At 51.7% G+C, this 18,361-nt stretch carries 11 protein-coding genes; 1 reads left to right on the top strand and 10 read right to left on the bottom strand.

All coding sequences use genetic code 11. The features are described from left to right. Window positions 1-81: 81 nt before the first annotated feature. Window positions 82-429 (bottom strand): four-helix bundle copper-binding protein, encoded by a 348-nt coding sequence (locus ACR9Y8_RS00660; protein WP_481211289.1) that lies wholly within the window; start codon window positions 427-429, stop codon window positions 82-84. Between the two features lie 279 nt (window positions 430-708). On the opposite strand from ACR9Y8_RS00660, the gene ACR9Y8_RS00655 reads away from it, so the two are divergent. Beyond that, the gene (locus ACR9Y8_RS00655; protein ID WP_481211288.1) at window positions 709-2,472 is read left to right on the top strand and encodes an ATP-binding response regulator; all 1,764 of its coding nucleotides are present in this window, start codon (window positions 709-711) and stop codon (window positions 2,470-2,472) included. Here ACR9Y8_RS00655 and ACR9Y8_RS00650 read toward each other — a convergent pair. The 9 genes from ACR9Y8_RS00650 to ACR9Y8_RS00610 all read right to left on the bottom strand — a co-directional run bounded on the left by ACR9Y8_RS00650 (window position 2,460) and on the right by ACR9Y8_RS00610 (window position 18,263). Continuing rightward, on the bottom strand, window positions 2,460-3,437 hold the full coding sequence (locus ACR9Y8_RS00650; RefSeq protein WP_481211287.1) for a terpene synthase family protein: 978 nt from the start codon (window positions 3,435-3,437) through the stop codon (window positions 2,460-2,462). The two genes, ACR9Y8_RS00655 and ACR9Y8_RS00650, sit on opposite strands and share 13 nt — an antisense overlap. 203 nt (window positions 3,438-3,640) lie before the next feature. Further along, window positions 3,641-5,800 carry a hypothetical protein gene (locus ACR9Y8_RS00645; protein WP_481211286.1) on the bottom strand — a complete coding sequence of 720 codons (2,160 nt, stop codon included), beginning with the start codon at window positions 5,798-5,800 and terminating at the stop codon, window positions 3,641-3,643. A 188-nt stretch (window positions 5,801-5,988) separates the two neighbouring features. Then, window positions 5,989-6,225 (bottom strand): hypothetical protein, encoded by a 237-nt coding sequence (locus ACR9Y8_RS00640; RefSeq protein ID WP_481211285.1) that lies wholly within the window; start codon window positions 6,223-6,225, stop codon window positions 5,989-5,991. Between the two features lie 124 nt (window positions 6,226-6,349). Further along, window positions 6,350-8,326 carry an alpha-L-arabinofuranosidase C-terminal domain-containing protein gene (locus ACR9Y8_RS00635; protein ID WP_481211284.1) on the bottom strand — a complete coding sequence of 659 codons (1,977 nt, stop codon included), beginning with the start codon at window positions 8,324-8,326 and terminating at the stop codon, window positions 6,350-6,352. Between the two features lie 196 nt (window positions 8,327-8,522). Next, window positions 8,523-9,992, bottom strand: coding sequence for a RagB/SusD family nutrient uptake outer membrane protein (locus ACR9Y8_RS00630; protein ID WP_481211283.1), 1,470 nt, complete (start codon window positions 9,990-9,992; stop codon window positions 8,523-8,525). Between the two features lie 23 nt (window positions 9,993-10,015). Further along, window positions 10,016-13,066 (bottom strand): SusC/RagA family TonB-linked outer membrane protein, encoded by a 3,051-nt coding sequence (locus tag ACR9Y8_RS00625; protein ID WP_481216204.1) that lies wholly within the window; start codon window positions 13,064-13,066, stop codon window positions 10,016-10,018. A 398-nt stretch (window positions 13,067-13,464) separates the two neighbouring features. After that, complete coding sequence (locus tag ACR9Y8_RS00620) at window positions 13,465-14,316, bottom strand: fumarylacetoacetate hydrolase family protein (protein WP_481211282.1); 852 nt, start codon at window positions 14,314-14,316, stop codon at window positions 13,465-13,467. Between the two features lie 7 nt (window positions 14,317-14,323). Continuing rightward, on the bottom strand, window positions 14,324-15,556 hold the full coding sequence (locus ACR9Y8_RS00615) for a DUF6786 family protein (RefSeq protein WP_481211281.1): 1,233 nt from the start codon (window positions 15,554-15,556) through the stop codon (window positions 14,324-14,326). Window positions 15,557-15,632: 76 nt separating this feature from the next. Then, entirely contained in the window at window positions 15,633-18,263 is a 2,631-nt protein-coding gene (locus ACR9Y8_RS00610) for a GH116 family glycosyl hydrolase (RefSeq protein WP_481211280.1), read from the bottom strand. Between the last annotated feature and the right edge of the window lie 98 nt (window positions 18,264-18,361).

The following is an 18,361-nucleotide window of genomic DNA, read 5'->3' as shown; positions in this document are numbered from 1 at the left end:
TGACGAGAATCAGTAAAGAGAAGGCGGGAGAATTCCCGCCTCTCGTAGAAGGTTCTTGCATGTACCTCCGGTCTGATGCCTTTAGTGACCTACAGCGGCCATTTCTTCACAGGCAGCCGCACATTTCCTACACATTTCGGCACATTTTCTACAGTGCTCCATACCCATAGCAGCGTGCTTTTCGCACTCTTCCGCACATGCATGGCAAATATCCGCGCAAATACGGCAAAGCTGCTCACTGGAGCGTCCGCCCATGCTCATTACCTGCGCGGAAGCGCTGCAGATGGCCGCACATTCGAGATCAAGCTGGATGCAGGTCCGGAGCGTCTCTACCTGCTCTTCCTGCAGGCACGCCATCGCACAATGGTAACATTCCGTAGCACATGCCTGGCAGGCTTCAATACACTGCTGATACTGCTGATGTGACATACTGATCTGTTTTACAGGTTAAACAATAATAAATCGCCTTTCACATCCTTCCGCAAGCATCATACCTGCCACCGGCGCGGGAGAACCCTGACCATGATCATTTTGCAGATTGTTAAAAAATGCTTATTTTGACGGGGCTAAAGTGCACTGTTTCTGGGAGCGGGAAGTATGCTAACTGCTTAGCAATCAAATAAATCAGCACTCAATAACCATATATATAATAACCATATTTATGAACACCCTTGACTGGTTACACAGTAATTACTAACACTACCCCTTATGATGACTTCAATTAACAAGATCTTACGGACCGGAGCGGAAAACGAAGACCAGGCTTCAGAAAAATCCATCATCGCCGTTAACTCGTTCAGCCTTGTTGCCCTTAACCTGGTTTGCATATTCGGAGTAATATTTTATTTCCTCACCGGCGAGCTGCAGGTACTGATCGCCGCTGCACTGGAGGCCCTTTCCTTCCTGTGCATGATCCGGCTAAACAAAAGGAAACAACATGTTGCCGCCGCCTACGGCGTTATTCTTACCATCAACGCCTCTCTCATCTATTACAGCGGTATACTGGCAGCGATCATAGAAGTGTGGCTGGCGTCCATCTTTTTGTTTGGCGCCTCCCTCCTGTTCTTTAATAAAGATAAACACCGTATTGCAGGGATCGTTATTACCCTGCTTACCGTCCTGGTATGCCAGCTTAATGACGCACACCCTTTTATTTCCGCCCTGCTGCGCAACAACACCGAACAGGATCTGCTGCGCTTTGGCGCCCGCCCGGGGCTTATTATACTCGACATCCTGGTGATATGGCTCTACAAGAAAAAGAACGAAGACCTGCTGAATGACCTCAAACGCCAGGCAGCAGCGCTGGAAGCCGCCAATATCTCCAAGAACTTTTTCATCCGCGTCACCAATCATGAGCTGAAAGGTCCCCTGAACGCTATACACGAAATCAGCCAGACTCTGCTGCTCAACGATGATGTGGAGGAAAACCCATCGCTGCGGCCGCTGGCAGAAGACCTTTACACCGCCAGCCATACCGCTATGCAGGAGGTGACCAACGTGCTGGATATGTCAAGAATAGAAGCCGGCAAGATCAACGATATAGACAACGAATCTTTCAATATTAAACAGTTCCTGACCAATCTCTCCAAAGTACACCAGTACACGGCTAACCGTAAACAGGTGAGCATTGTAACGGAATTCCATGACAAACTGCCGCAAATCATCCTGAGCGATAAAGCCAAGCTTACCAAAGTGGTAGGCAACCTGCTGGTAAACGCCATCAAATTCACCGTTCCCAAAAGCCGGGTTACCCTGCGGGCCTATGCAAAGGATGATCTCCTGTATATCGCCGTGAAAGACCAGGGCAAGGGTATCAAAGACGAAAAGCTTAAAACCCTTTTTGATCCTTTTGAAACCGAAAAGAGCAACCTGATCGAAGGAACCGGTCTCGGACTTTTCATTACCCGGCATTTTACTGAGCTGCTGGGCGGACAGATCTCCGTACAAAGCTCACAAAAGGAAGGTTCTACCTTCACCATACATATACCGCTGACCACCGGGCAGGAAGAAGCAGCCGCTGCCCAACAGAAACCGGCAGCAGCCGACTTTAGCGGCAAACGGGTACTGATCTGTGAAGATAACCAGATGAGCCAGGTGTACCTGGCCAAATTCCTGGAACGCACCGGCTGTACCACCTTCCTGGCAGATAACGGCGCCGCAGGCGTAGTGATCGCGCAGAAAGAAGCGCTGGACCTGGTGATCCTTGATTCTCACATGCCTGAAATGAGCGGCAAAGCTACCATTGAATACATCCGGCAGCATCCCCGCCTGCAACACCTGCCCATCATCGTGATCTCCGGGGATAGCTATATGGGAGAAGATGAAGAACTGCTCATGGCCGGCGCTAATGAATACCTGCTCAAACCTGTCGATTTCAAGACGCTGAGCGAAATCATGCGCAAATACCTTTCTTCCCCCATTGCTATCAATACCGGTAACAAGGCTATCCAGCCGCCGGCTCAGGCTTTCTGATAACGGGCCGTGTCCATGCGGCTCCAGTCGATGTTACCGCGCATCATCACCGCCAGGGCGTTCACAAAACGCCGCAGTTCAGCATCGGTTTCCTTTGAGAAGGAAGGTAGTTGCCCGGCCAGCTGAACAAATTGTTTCACCTTGTCATCGTGAATAGCTGTAGCCTTGAAAACAGCGTCTTCCAGGCTCAGGCCTTCGTGTCGTTTCAATAACATCACGAGGTTCATTTCGTCGCCCTGCAACAGCTCCTTTTTGTAGGAGAACAGGTCGTTCGCGTAACAGATCGTGTCTGAGCAAAGGGTGATCATGGTCTGGATAGTGTTGTGCCAGATCACTTCATCGGGCAGGCTGATATTTTCCATCACCTCCACCAGGTCGGCAAAAAAGTTGGCGCCGCCAAACTGCTGCCTGAACTGCATGTACTCTGCTACCGCGGGCAGGCGGTTTTGCTTTACCAGCTCTATTCTCCAGAGGTTGGCCACAAAGGCCCTTTTCATACTCTCTGCAAACCTGAGCTGCCAGGCGGGCGTACTGCGGCTGCAGATCCGTTCCCAGAAATCGCTGATAGCCGCCAGGGCCGGGCCATGTTGCGACAGGGTTTTCCTTTCATGATCCTGCAGGATGCTGCGTACCTGTTCCAGGAACATTTCAAAGTTCTCTTTTTTCCGCACGTCTTCGGTGTCGGCATCGGCTTCATCGTACTGGTCGTCCAGCACAAATAAAAGCGTGTTGAGGTCTGCTGCTATACACAGCGCCTCAAAGTCGGCTGAGGGGAACATTCGTGCAACCATCCACGTGAATTTCTGTTCCCGGTAATGCTGAAATACCTCATCTGACCGGACAAGGTCAAATTTCTTCACCCATTCTGCAGTATGTTCGTCTGCCAGGGTTACCTGAGGGTTCAAGTTGGTTGGGAAAGGGCAATAGAGTTCCGGAGTGCTCACTGAGCGTTGAATGAGTGCCATAGGAAGAAATTTTGTTTGGGAAAATATAGCTAAAATTGACCAATAAAGGGGGCTAATGGCGCTACAGATGGCTATTACGGCGAAGTTGCTGTAATTATATTGCAGTCTATTGGAGCTTAAACGTATCCGGAGGGGTGGTTCCCGGATCAAAATAGTATCATAACAGTCAATACTGACCTTAGTATTTACATCATCTTACCTGATTATTTTTCAGCACTACCAGCTACTTTTTCAAGGAGGGCCCTGGCCGCCGGCTCTCCGCTGTCAGCGGCCATACTGAGCCAGAACCGTGCATAGGTTTCATTTTTTTCTACGGCCAGGCCATTGAGATAATAGCAGCCTACTTCTTTTTGCGCAACGGTTTTGCCAGCCTCGGCGGCCAGCAGGAAATAGAGGAATGCTTTGAGGTGATCGGCTTTGCTCACGGCATTCTTTTCATAGAATTCCGCCAGGTAGTACATAGCTTCCACGTGACCGGCTGTAGCCGCCTTTTCGTATAGGTCCAGGGCTATACGAATATTATACTGCGTAGCGCCGCCCAGGTGAGGGAGTAATTGTCCGGTCTTATCATAGGCAAAAGTGCCTTTCAGCAATTCATAGGCAAGCCGGTACTGGCATTCGGAACCATTAATGGCCGCGCCCTGGTGCAGGTATCGGGCGGCGGCTTTCAGGTTGCGGCTTTTATATTCGCCGTAGAAAACGGCCTTAAAAGCGGCGTAGCAGCAGCCTTCCTCATCCTGGAGATCCAGGTCGGCAGTTCTGCAGTACCAGTCGGCAGCCGCTTCGGGATCCCTGTCTTCCTCGTAGCCTTTATCAAAATAACGGGCCAGGCAGGCCATGGCTTTCACATAGCCCAGGGAAGCGCTTTTCAGGAGATAGTCCAGCGCCATCTTCCTGTCGTCGCGGTTAGGTTTAAAAAAATGCCCGGGCACGATATGGACGCTTCTCCATAGCAGGCGGCCTTCGTAGATCCGTTTCCCCACCAGGTAGTAGCAATGCATACTGCCATAGTGTATACCCAGGTTAATATAATGCGTGGCCATGCTATAGTCATGGTCGCGTGTACGCGCCTCCAGCTCCAGCTCGGCCAGGCGGGCGCATGCCCATCCGCTGCCTTCCTGCGCTATTTCTTTCATGATGCGCATGGCTTTATCACGGTTCTTCAGGGAAGGAAATGCAGGATCCCCCTGCCAATAGAGGTGGATCAGCTGTTCTCCTGCTTCCAGGTTTCCTTCGCGCAGGGCGATATGATAATAGTTGAGTGCTTTGCCGGGATGTTTATCCTGTCCGTACAGCCCTTTACGGTAGATATCGCCCAGGCGCAGCCAGGCTTCAGGATAGCCATACCTGGCGGCCCTGCGGTAGCAAACCAGTATCTTAGGGTCCAGGGGATCTGCGGCGGCCAGGGCGCCGGCATAATCGTAGAGCAGGGCGGCATTCTCCGGCTGCCAGTTCAGGGCTTCGCGGAAGTAGTCCCTTGCTTTTTCCGGCTCATTGATATGCATGTAATAAGCTCCGAGCGCGGGCGCGCCCAGGCGCGGGCAAAGACGGTACATGCTCTCAAAATGCTGCAGGGCATCCGCCGGCGACTGCCTGTGATAAAGGCAGTACCTGGCATAGTGCCCGCGGTAAGCGGCCCGTATCTCATTGCGGGCATCGGCAGGAAGACCGCTGTACAGCAGGTAGGCATAGGCCTGCATACTGTCGGTCCAGGTAGTGGGTTGCGCCTGCCGGAGGGCATCCATCATGCCTATACGCAGCGTCACAGACTCCGGCTCGTACTGCACTGCTTTCTTGTACCAGAGCGGCATACGATGGGCCACACCCAGGTCTTCCAGGAAAAGCGCTGTTGAATCGCCATAGCGGGTGTCTACGGCGTACATGAATCCCAGGTAGAGCCATGCATGAAAAGGCCTGGCTGAAAGCGCCATGGAGGCATCCAGCAATGCAGCTGCACCGTCCATTCCCTCTTTCAGGCTTTTAAGGCTATATACGGATGCTGCTGAAACCGGCAGGGATCCCCTCTTTGCATGGGCATCAAACAGCATACATGCGGCCAGGATGAGATGTGCAGCATAGGATTGCGGGTAACGCGCCAGCCACAAAGCGGCCAGCTGCTGTGCGTTCTTTAGTCTTACCGGGTAATACCGCAGATATTTTTCAAAGTCTCCCGGTGTATTTTCTGTCTCTTGTTCATAACGCTCCTGTACACCGCGGTATAAGTATTCCAGTGTATCGATGTCCTCTTCCCGAACAAGCTCCAGCAAGAAGAGATAGTTTTTCAATTCGTTATTCTCCATCATTGTTTCACCACATATGTATTGGTTAAAAGGGCGAAAAGGGCGGGTTACCAGTTGATGCATATGAAACTCTCTACTTCATATGGATACAAGCCCCTGCGCAAGTTCTGCAATTTACACCGGTTAATTGTTAATCAGATGTAAATGATTGATAGTTTACTAATTCGGACAAAAATAAAATGTTAAAACCTGGTTTCCTATAGCCGGATAGTTAACGTAAAAGTGACGCGATATATGATAGGCATCTGCAGTTATTTTGGACGGTGCAGATGTTCAAGTATTCTTGTAGCGATGGCATTGATCAGTGAGGGATCCACCACATTGGCAACCTCCGGTTTCAGCGCTCCGTTTTGCTGCCGGTAGTAATCAATGGCGTGGTCATCATCAACAGCGGCACGGTAGAAAGTTCCCCCCTGTTCATGATGCAGGGCAACGGGTACGATGTAGTTCCGCCCATGCAGGTCAAAGTCCAGGTTGAATGGTTCCATAACACCAAAATACAAAAAAGTTGTCAGTTGACAGTTGCCAGTTATCAGTGACCGATGCGAACGGTATACTCACTGATTAACTGACAACTGTCAACTGACAACTAATAACTTACGACTAACGACTTTACCTATACGGAATAGCCACTACATTCAATGATGCCGGGCCTGCAGTAATATTTAGCTTTTTACCCGCGGCAGTCAGCTGCTTTTCAACGGGCACTATCTTTTGAGGTGATTCCAGGGTGTTAAAATCTCCCTTGTCACCAGCGGAAAGGATCTGCTGGACGAAGGGGCCTTTTGCTGCGCTTGCTCCTTCCAGGGCTATTTCGAGCTGTACAGGGGCGGCCGAAGTGTTAACGATCTTCAGCAACAGCTTTTTAGAAGGCTCGTCTATTACGGCGCTGGCGTACAGGCTGTCTTTACCGGCCGGTATATCGCCCTTGTACAACACAGGCACTACCTGTGTGCCTTTATTGTTGGCAAATAATTTCTGTACGTAGTAGTTGGGCGTACCTACGGTGCGCAGGTTATCAAACCAGATGAGGTCAGGACGCCATTGCCAGGCTTCCACATGGGCAAAAAGCGGCGCATAGGAAGCCATTCTTACAATATCGGCATTGCGTTCAAGGCCGGTCATAAAAGCTGCCTCTGCCAGTGCGCTGCCCCAGGTATTACGGCTTTCTGCCTCCTTACCTTCCTTGGTATGGGCAGCATATTCGCCGGCAAATATTTTAGGCCCCTGGCTCCTGTCGTAATGGTCGTAACGGGAGGCATTGCTCAGGAACCATTCGGGAGGCATGTAGTAATGCTCGTCTATAAAATCGGCCTGGCTGGTTTTCAGCTCTTTCCAGAGATAATCGAACAGCGGCCCTTTGGAGAAGGGACCTGCGCTGGACACCAGTTTGATCTCCGGGTGCTTTGCTTTCAGGGTGGCTTCAAATACCCGGTAGCGTTCTATGTATTGTTCGTCCCATTGTTCATTGCCTACTCCTATCATCGTCAGGTTAAAGGGCGCCGGGTGTCCCATAGCTGCTCTCAGTCCGCCCCATTTGGTGCCGGCGTCGCCATTGGCAAACTCTATCAGGTCCAGCGCATCCTGGAGGTAAGGATCCAGTTCATTCATGGCCACCACTTCGCGGGTGTTGAACTGGCAGGCCATTCCGCAATTCAGGATGGGCAGCGGTGCAGCGCCTATATCTTCTGCCAGCTGGAAATATTCAAAGAAGCCCAGGCCAAAGCTCTGGAAGTAATCCGGGGCAGACCTGTGCGCAAATTCGGTGTTCCACCGGTTGATGATCAGCTTGCGCTCTTCCGGCTTGCCTACGGTCTTTTTCCACTGGTAACGGTTGGCCAGGTCGCGGCCCTCTACGATACAGCCGCCGGGAAAGCGCACAAAACCGGGTTTCAGGTCGGCCAGCATCTGTACCAGGTCTGCCCTCAGACCATTAGGCCGTTGTTTCCAGGTAGCGGCCGGGAAAAGGGATACCATATCCACTTCTATCGTACCCTTACCCGAGAACAGCAGCTGCAGGCGGGCCTTGGGCGCAGTAGCGCCAGCTGTGATCGATGCTTTATACTGCCGCCAGCCCTCGCCAAAACCGCTGAGGGAAGCTGTGCCTATCTGCTGGCCTTTTTCGTCCAGCAGCAGGAGCTGCCCCTGCAAACCGGTTCCCTGCGGCGCATTGGCCCACATGGAAAAGTTATAGGCCTTTCCCTTTTCTATACCAATGCCCCTGAAGCCTTCATTGCTGAGACCATAGGCGCCAATAGCGGCATCTACCGTGATGCGGGCGTAACGGGGATTATTTTCATTTTCCGCTTTACGGTTCACGATCAGTATGGCGCCTTTTCCACTATCCTTTTTTATCTCCTCCCAACCCATGAGCGGATCGTTGAACTCAAAGGAGCGGTTCTTCACCAGCTCCGCATACAGGCCTCCGTCTGCAGCAAAATTGATATCCTCGAAAAAGATGCCCCACATAGCGGGCGACACCTGTGCGCCCGGTTTATTTACCTGTACGGAGAGGCGTTGCGGCGCCTGGGCGGATGCAATAAAGCCGGTTGAAACAAGAGCGGCCAGCAGGAAGAGTTGTATACGCATATCAGTTGTGGAATTAGTATTAATGCTGAACGCAAAACGCTGAATGCGTGCGTTCAGCTTTAGGCCTTAAGCGTTCAGCATTCAATATACGACTATTCATATTGTTGTACAAATGACACTTAAAGTATAGCGGCATAAAAAAGCCCTGCCTCCCAAACATTTGGAAGGACAGGGCACCTTTTATCAACACCGCTCTTTAGTAATTTGGATTCTGAACCAGTACTCCTTTGCTTTTATCTATCTCCGTTTGCGGTATAGGGAAATAATAATGCTTCGGACGTATAAAGGTGCGCGGCGCTCCGCCTACAGCTACCTGTGTACCGTTATAAGATAATTTTGGTTTGCTGTAATAAGATACAATATCTACCAGCTTCACTTTGTCCCAGCGCATCAGGTCCTGGTGGCGCTCATTCTCGCCGGCCAGCTCCACGCGGCGCTCGTGCATCAGCGCGGCAAAGTTAGCGCCTGTTAAATTAGGCAAACCTGCGCGTTTACGTACGGCATTGATCTCTGCATCGCCAGCGCCCGGACCGCTTGTGCGGATCTTGGCTTCTGCTACCAGCAGGTACACATCTGCAGAGCGCAGCAGCGGCGTTTTCATAGAGTAGTCAAGACCACCGGTGCTCAGCCAGCGGCAGAACTTACGGTAGTGGAAACCGGTGCTGGACAGGCTCGGATCATAAGTCACCACTTCGGTGCCGATGTCTACCTGGTCGCCCTGTTTCATGATAGACACATCTTTACGCGCATCGCCTGTTTCATACTCATCCACCAGGTTCTTCACCGGGAAGAAAAAGCTCCAGCCGCCCCAGGCGCGGGGTACGTGGTAGGTAACGAAGTCCGTATAGCCCCAGCCGTTCTCCGACTGCACTGCAAAAAGCATTTCAGAGTTGTTGCCGGTGGCCGCGTTGAAATTGTCTACATAGTTAGTGGCCAGCGCGTAATTGGCATTGGTAGTTACTTTGGTACCGTACTCAATGGCCTTGTCCAGTTTTTCCCAGTACATATACAGCTTGCAGAGCAGGCCCCATGCAGTTCCTTTGCTTACACGGCCTTTGTCGCCTGAAGCATAGGTTTCCGGCAGCAGGTCGGCAGCGGCCAGCAGGTCCTGCTCAATATACTGACGCACGGTATCGAGACCGGCTTTGGGCTGATTGTAATCGCCTGCCAGTACATTCTCTTCCCGGATAATGGGCACTTCACCATAGATCAGCATCAGGCGCCAGTAGGCGTAAGCTCTCAGGAAATGCGCTTCACCCAGGCAGCGGTTCTTGACAGCAGGGTCAATATCCGTGATCTTGGGAATATAGATCAACGCGTTGTTGGCGCGGCTGATCTCTTCATATTTCCATCTCCAGCCCACCCTAACGGAGTAGGTGGATGCATCGTAGGTGAACTCCTCTATTACCTGGTCGTAATCGTGGTCGCCACCTCTTACCTGGTCGTCAGAACAGTTATCAAACACAAACTCGTTGAACCCGGTATAATCTTCCTGCAGCAGCACCTCGTAGATGCCCGTAATACCGTCCAGTGCATCGCTCTGGTTACGCCAGTAGTTACCGGTGGTATAGCTACCCTTCGGCTCTACATCCAGCACGTGACAGCCGGCCGAAAACAGTAGCAGTGCGCCGCCCAGTATTGCAGGTATATATCTCTTGCGTTTCATAGTCTTCATCATGGTTTAGCAGATTAAAAATTAAGCGTTGCACCAAAAGTGATGGTCCTGGCCTGCGGGTAGGCAGCTACGTCTACACCACGCTGACGGTTACCGTCATTTGTACCGTTATTATAACCCAATATTGGTGTAAGGCCGGTATAGTCGGTCAGGATGAACAGGTTCTGTGCAGCTACGTATACACGCATATCAGAAATGCCTGTACGGCCCCACAAAGCAGCGGGGATGGTATAGCCCAGTGAAACATTCCTCAGTGAGAAATAGGCGCCGCTTTCTACAAAACGGTCAGATACGCGGTTGTTCTGGTTGGCGCTGTTCAGTGTCATGCGGGGAATGGAATTGCTGGTACCTTCTCCGTGCCAGCGGCCCATCATTTCCGCATACATGTTATAAGGATATGCCGGGTCAGTACCCTGCATCCTGTCTGCATTGTACAGCTTAACGCCGGCTACGCCTGCAAAAGAAAGGCTCAGGTCAAAACCTTTGTAGCTGGCGCCTGCCTGTATACCGTAGGTTACATCCGGGTTGGGACTGCCAAGGTATGTACGGTCATTCTCGTCTATTTTACCATCGCGTTTGCCGTCGGGACCTGCAACATCTAAAAAGATGACATCTCCGGGCTTGATCTGCGATTTACGGGTGTCGTTGGCAATATTGGGATCATTGTCGATCTGTGCCTGGTTCTGATAGATCCCGCCTGTTTTCCAGCCATAGAACGCAGCGATAGGCTGGCCTTCATAGGTACGGGAGATCTCCGCGCCCTGCCGGCCGTAAAGGGTAGAGCCGATGTAGCTACCTTCTTCATACAGCCTGGTCACCCTGTTCTTAATAAAGGAAGCGTTGGCGCTTATGTTATAGCTGAAATCCTTATTACCACCCTGGTAGTTCAGCTCAATTTCCCAGCCTTTGTTGTTCATCTCACCGATGTTACGGTCAGGTATACCGGAGGTACCATGCACATCCAGCGCGGGCGCGGGCACCAGCATGTCGCGGGTGTTCTTATTGAACCAGGTAATAACGGCGTTCAGTTTATTATCCAGGAAACCTGCTTCCAGGCTGATGTTGGTCATTTCAGCCTTTTCCCAGGTGATATCCGGGTTAGCCAGGCGGGAAGCCCAGATACCGGTAAGCGGGTTACCGCCGAAAGAATAACGCCTGTCGCGGCTGATCGGCGCCAGGTACTGGAAGTCGGCCACGTTCTGGTTACCCAGCTGGCCCCAGCCACCGGTGAGCTTCACGCTGCTGACAGCTTTGGGAGAAACCTTATCTTTAAACCAGCTCTCATCAGACAAACGCCAACCCAGTGAGAAGGCCGGGAAATAACCCCAGCGCTTATCTTTCGGGAAGCGGGAGGAACCATCCGCACGGAAAGTAGCGGTGAGCAGGTACCTGTCTTTATATCCATAAAAGCCCCTTACGAAGCCGGAGGCCAGTGCGCTCTGCGGGTTGAAGTTGCCGTTGATAGCATGGTATTCATTCACGTTGTCCAGCACACGTTGCTCAGGCGCTTCGTCGTTCAGGCCCCAGCCTTCTGCCCTGAAGAAATAACCTTTCTGCGTTTGTACGGAATAACCACCTGTTACGGTTACACGGTGATCGCGTGCCAGCAGTTTATTATAGGTAAGGAACACCTCACCCAGCTCAGAATTATTGCTTTCGCTGCGGTTCCAGAGCTCTGCGTGATCACGGGTACGGGTCTGATCCAGCACCTTGGGCACAAAGCTATACTGGTTGTAGATGGTACCGTCATAACCGTAGTTACCGCGCAGGGTAAGACCGTCCAGGATCTCCAGTTCAGCATATACATTACCCAGCAGGCGATAGTTCTTATTCCAGCCGTCGCTTGTTTCCAGCGTGTATACCGGGTTGTTGATATCCCCCAGTTCGTTGCTGGCTTTGGAAGAGCCATAGCTGCCATCGTCGTTGCGCACGGGAATGGCGGGGTTAAAACGCAGGGTGCTGAAAAGCAGGCCTGTTTGCGAAGAATAGGTATCAAAGCCCCAGTTCTCTTTGTAAGTGAGCTGGAGGTTCTCTCCTACTTTCAGGCGTTTGCCTATTTTATGCTCAGAGTTGATGCGTATGGTGTATCTTTTGAAATAGCTGTTCTCCACGATACCTTTTTCATCATAGTAACCGGCGCTGAACATATAGGTAGAGCTTTGGTTACCACCACGTACGTTCACGTCTGCATTGGTGATCTTACCGGAGCGGAACACGGCATCCTGCCAGTCGGTACGCTGCGTGGCATAGTACGGGTCCTGCCAGATGGGATCAACGGCCACGCCGTCGTTGGTATAACGTTCCTGCTTCAGGGTCACCAGTTCGGGCGCTGTGAGCAGGGGAATAGTGCGGATGGCATTGGTAAAGCCGTGGTATACGTTTGCAGAAGCGCGTAATTTCTCACCGTAGTTGCCTTTTTTGGTGGTAATGATGATCACACCGTTGGCAGCGCGGGTACCATAGATGGCGGAAGAAGACGCGTCCTTCAGCACTTCCATAGAGGCGATATCGTTCGGGTTCACATCGTTGATGCCTTGCGCGGGCACACCATCTATTACGATCAGCGGTTCTGCGTTATTGATGGTGCCCGTACCGCGAATACGGATGCTGGGCGTAGTACCGGGAGAAGCGTCGGAACGTACGATATCTACACCGCTGGCGCGTCCCTGGAGGGCCTGGGCGGCATCGCTCACGGGCAGGTTTTTGATATCGGCGCCCTTGATGGAGGAGATCGTACCGGTAACATCGCGGCGGGTCTGGGTACCATAACCCACCACCAGTACTTCATTCAGGCCTTTGCTGGCCACTTCAAGCGTGATGTTGATGTTCGATTGGTCTCCGATGGTGAAGGTCTGCTGGCGGTAGCCTACATAAGAAAAGCTTAAGGCCCTGACACCGGCAGGCACCTGTAAGGAGAAACGGCCTGCAGCATCTGTAACGCCGCCGCCTGGCGCTCCCTGGTAGGTGATGGTCACGCCGGGCAGACCTGTGCTGTCTGCGGTACTGGTAACCTTACCAGTGATGGCGCGTTGGGCCAGCAGGGTGCCTGTTGACAGACAAAGCATGGCAAGTAAGAAGCAAAGCTTCCATGAGTAGCTGTTTTGCATAGCTGATGAATAAATGGTAATAAAACGATTTAGCGATCCGGCCAAAAAAAATTGCAGCTTGGCGCACATTTCACAAATTCATCTACTGGTTGATCTGCTGCATTCTTCGATCTGATTGGTATCCGACTTCTATAATTAGTAATAACGTGTAAAATTTACATTGTTCCCCATTCCTTAATGCTGCTTTATAAAATTAACTGAAGACTCAAAAATAATATAATAGTATTTTAACTATGTGAAATGCTCTATTACCGATACGTTAAGATTAAGGCCCTCAAATAAAAACGGCTTAACCAAACAGGGTTAAGCCGTTTCCTGGTATAAATGTAATAACTTCTTTTAATTGTGCAAGGCTTTTATTTTTTAATCGCTATGGTGTTGATTAGTTTACCAATGGGCTCAATGGTGATTTCCACCACATCATTTTCCTGCAAAGTAAAACTGCTGTCGGGCACCAGGCAGGTGCCGGTCATCAGGTAACAGCCATGGGGGAAATCGCATTCACGGAAAAGATAGCCTGCCAGCTCTGCATGATCGCGTTTCATCTGGCTGATGGGCACCGCATCATTGTACTTCGCCTCGCCATCACGGAGGATCTGCATAGTAATGGAGGTAGTGGGCGGCAGGGGCGCTTCGGGCACCAGCAGACAGGGGCCGATAGCGGCGCTTTTTTCGTATACCTTGGCCTGGGGCAGGTACAGCGGGTTCTCTCCTTCTATACTGCGGGAGCTCATATCGTTGCCCACGGTATAGCCCTGGATGGCGCCCATGCTGTTCATGAACAGGGTCAGTTCAGGTTCCGGCACATTCCAGGTAGAATCTTTACGGATATATACGGCCTGTCCGTGGCCGGAGGTGCGTTGGGCGATGGCTTTAAAGAATAATTCCGGCCGGTCCGCCTCATACACCATATCGTAAAAAGTAGCGCCGCCCGCTACTTCCGATTCTTCCATCCGGGCTACCTTGCTGCGGAAATAGGTAACGCCGGCCGCCCAGATCTCCTGCGTGCCGATGGGCGGCAGCAGGCCTGTACGGATAGCTTCAGCTGCATTGTCTGCAGGCGCAAGCGATGCAATTTTTGCACGGAGGCTGTTAAACAGTTCGGGACTGTTCACCAATGTATCCCAATCCTGTTCCATCTGGTAGTAACGGTCCTGGTAGTACGCAAAAATGCCGGTAGTGGTTTTGTACAAACGAATATGTTCCATAGTGCTGTTATTTTTTATTGAAAGCGCCTGCAATGTCTGCGATTGATATATGCCATAAACGTTGGGCCAGGGTATCCAGGGCGGCACGGTCGCCTTCCAGATGCACGGTGGTCTGGCGGTATACCATGGAATCGCCGGGCGATAAGGCCCGGGCAGCAGAAGAAGACTCCAGCTCATAGAAGGGCCCCATCTGCTTACCATCTTCCAGTGGACCATCGTTATAGCAGTTCGCTACGTCTCCTTTATAGGGTTCCTGCTGTTGTTCCCACTTCGAATTTACATAAGCGCCCGAAGGATCGATCGAAAAAAGGATGAGCGTGATCGCCCCGCTTTCAGTATCTATGCTGCCTGAGATGGGCAAAGCTATTTCAGGCGCCAGGCCTATCTTCCCGCGGCGGCGGCCATCGGCCTTCATGAGCAGCAGGCTGTCGCGTACCTGCAGGTACTCCGGCGGAATCTTGCCAAAATAATCATCCGTAATATAGTCGCGCGCTGCAGGCAATGGCTTGAAGGGTACCACGATCACTGTTTTGTCGGAGGGCGTGAACATGCCCAGCAGCCAGATGGATAAAAGGCCGCCCTCCTTTTGCCAGGCATTGCTGCCGGTATTGGTCACCGTGTTCTCTGTTTGGTACGCTACACTGGCAAGACCTGCAGGCAGTTCTACGCCCAGCTGCGATACGATCTCGGCTCTTCTCAATAAGCTGATCCTGCGGCGGATGCCTACATTGAACGTAGTACCGGCGTAGTTCTGTAAAGTACCTTGTTTGGTGTAGACCACTTCCTGGTCATTACGGGATGCTTCTTCGAAATAAGCGGTATCTATCAGTCCCGGCGTTTGCCAGTATTGGAATTCAAAGGGTTTACCGGGTGGAAAGAACAAGGCGTATTGTCCGCCTTCGGGGCCCAGCCAGAAACGTTCTTCTCCCCCAAAAGCATTGATATGCGGGTTGTAAGTACCGGAATCTATCAGGGCATAGTTGATCCATCCATAGCTTTTACCGTTCAGACCGCGGGCGGAGCTGGTCATTACGCGGGCCTGGTAATCACCGGCCACAATCACCATACTACTGTCTTCCGGGCTTTTCAGCAGGATCATATTGCCAAGGTGGTGGTGCAGGAAATTGAGGTCCTGGTCAAAGGAGGCGGTGTCTTTTCCGGCGGTCGCGGGAGGCTTATTGCCGGTGTTACAGGCGGAGAGCATGGAAAATAGGGTAAGTGTAAATAAGGTGTTTTTCATACGTTGTCTTAAGATAGTAATTAATTGTTAAAAAGCATCAACTCTCCGTCACCCATCCCCGTCGGGGAGGAAGACCCTAGTACGCTATCTCTGCTTTCAGCTTATCATCCGCATATAAATGAGCATTCAAACCGCTGAGTGTCACCACAGATCCTTCCTTCTTCCAATTCACCGGTAGCTTCTCCCCATTCAACATCACTACTACCTTTGACGGCTGTACGTTGTCTGGCAGCGTCAGCCTTAACTCCCGCAGCTGCAGCCTGCCATAGCCTAACACAATTTCATTCACCTGCCGCCTGGGGCTCCTTTGCTGCAGCAAATTCCCCCAGCCATCTGCCGCGGTGAAAAATCCCTTAAACTGTTCCGGCTGCAGCTTCGGCGCAAATGCCAATTTCCCCTGCGGACCATCATAATGATAATCTTCCAGCGCCAGCAACACGCCCCAGGAGGCCAGTGCACGGGCGTAATGATCACCACATTCTACTTCATTCCAGGGATTGTGCTTTTCAGGCGTGTACCGCTGGTGCACCGCTTTCACCAGGGAAAGCCCCTCATCCAGCATGCCTTCCGCGATCATATTGGCCGCTACCTGGTATTCAATACCCGTCCAGATCTCATCGCGGTAGCGTACACCGTTCTCGCCCATATGTTTGCTCAGGGGCCAGGTACAAATCAGCAATCCAGGTTCTGCGCCGCGGGCGTAATAACGTTCTGGCGGATAAACCTTGTTATAGGCGCCGGCGTCTGTCGTAAAATTATATTCCCAGATAGATCGCAGCGCCTGCTTCACTTTATCTGCCGGATATAGATACCCCAGCTCCAGCTGATGCGCCCAGGTTTGCCCGAACAGCTGATCACTCAGGCAGCCATCGGCATACTGGAATTTGGGATGTTGCTGCAGATCTACTTCCTGGACAAAATAACGGCCGTTCCACAGCCGCTTTACGCTCAGCGCAGCGCCGGAGCGAAAGAGCAGCTCACAGCTATCGGCCATTACACGGTCATGCATCAGCAGGGCCATTTCCCTGCCTGCTTTCAGTGCCGCCAGGTATAATCCACCTACATAAGTATTGGCGCCATAAAAAGAAATATCATAGGTGTTAGCCTGCTGCGCAGTGAGCAAACCATCTACCGCCCCATCTTTCCTGTCTTCACTGAAAAGGTAGCTGATGGCTTTGCGGATATTTTTCCAGTTGCGCGAGAGGAAAAGATCATTCCCGCTGAGCAGGTGCTCGCGATACGATTTCAGGATCCCACCGGCATGGCCGTCTATTTTAACGTCATCCGTTCCATTGCGGGTCATAATGGCGCCGTCTGCACGGAAAGAATTGGCAAAATCCGTCTGTTCCCGCAGGTTACGGTCCAGCTCCGGGAAGAGGTAAGCCATGGCCTGTTCATAATTCCACACATGGGTACAGGTGCCCGTACAGGAGCCTACACCTTCCCAGGCGTAGAACTTACCATTGGCCCACCACTGGCAGGTTTCAGTGGCCAGGGTGGAAACAGGCATCATAAGGCGGTGCTTCAGCCAGTAAGGAAGGGAGGAACGATAATAGGCTTCCACGAAACGATGGGTAGCTGCCGACAAACGGGCACGATTCTCTTTCAGCCAGCCGGCAACATCCAGGGCATCGCTGAACCAGTTGGCATAGTTATTACCGATGGCCGGCTCATTGGGCGCAATAGGCTTGTTCCAGTTACCGCCATCGCCATAATCCAGCGGCCGGTTAGGAAAATACCAGCTAAGCAGGAAGACCACTTCTTTTTCCTGGCCGGGCAGCAGTTCCAGCGGTACGCTCACTTCGCCGGTCAATGGTTTACCCAGAGGTGCACGGCTTTCTTCCGTTGTATGGGCACTTTGATCGGTAATAACGCTGGCCTGATCACTCAGCGCGCTCAAAGCCATATTGCCGAAGTAAGGATGCCTGCTTAAACCGCTGCTGTCTGCCCTGGCTACCGCATCCATGACCAGTGAACGGAGGCCTTTGGCATAATGAACACGGTTGCGGCTAAAGGCAGCTACCTGGTCTTTCAGCTCCAGGCATACGGGGTTTTGCAGCCAGCCATTCAACGCGATCACCGCTTTTTGTTTGCCGGTATTCCGAAGGGTGAAAACAAGATAGGTACCGGGTGTGGCAGATTCACGGGCGTTGAGTGGAATAAAGGGAGAAAAAGCCTGCAAACGTACAGCAACAGGCAACTTTTCGCGGGTATCATCGTAATGAACAGTAGCTACCGGGTATTCTCCGCTAAAGGAAATATTGTTACAGCCTTCTTTGTTCAGCAGCCGGGTGTAGGTTTTACCGCCGCTGCTGACCTTTATCTGAAAGCCCTGGCTGATGAACGACGGCGGGGTAAATGTTTGGTATACCACTTTCCATTGTCCCAGGGGCGTGTTGAAAGTATTCATGTTCTCATGGCCGGGACCGGTATTATAAGCGTTATTGGCGATCCACCAGCCAGCCAGGGAACCATCGCCGCGGATGTAGAGTTGTCCGGCAGCGATGCCGCCTACCGGCATCCCGATAGTGGTCAGAGCTGCGCCGCGGTAAGTGGTTTGCACCGTATCATGGTAGAGGCTATTGTACCATTGGGGGCCCAGGGGCTTCTGCGCCGGAATTAATTGGGTGGAAGGCTGACCGTGCACCTGCAAGGAGAACAGTACAGCCATCCACCGCCACAGTACAGCAATAATGCGTTGCTTCATAAGAGGAGATATATGAGAACGTGGAATCTTAACAACTGCAATATGAATGTTTTTTTTGCCAAAGCGTTATCAATAACAAGCCAAAAATTGTACTATAT

It is taken from the genome of Chitinophaga sp. SVR4-12A (assembly GCF_056754765.1).
The sequence above is the reverse complement of the archived record's forward strand: the minus strand, read 5'-3'. Positions and strand labels throughout refer to the sequence as shown.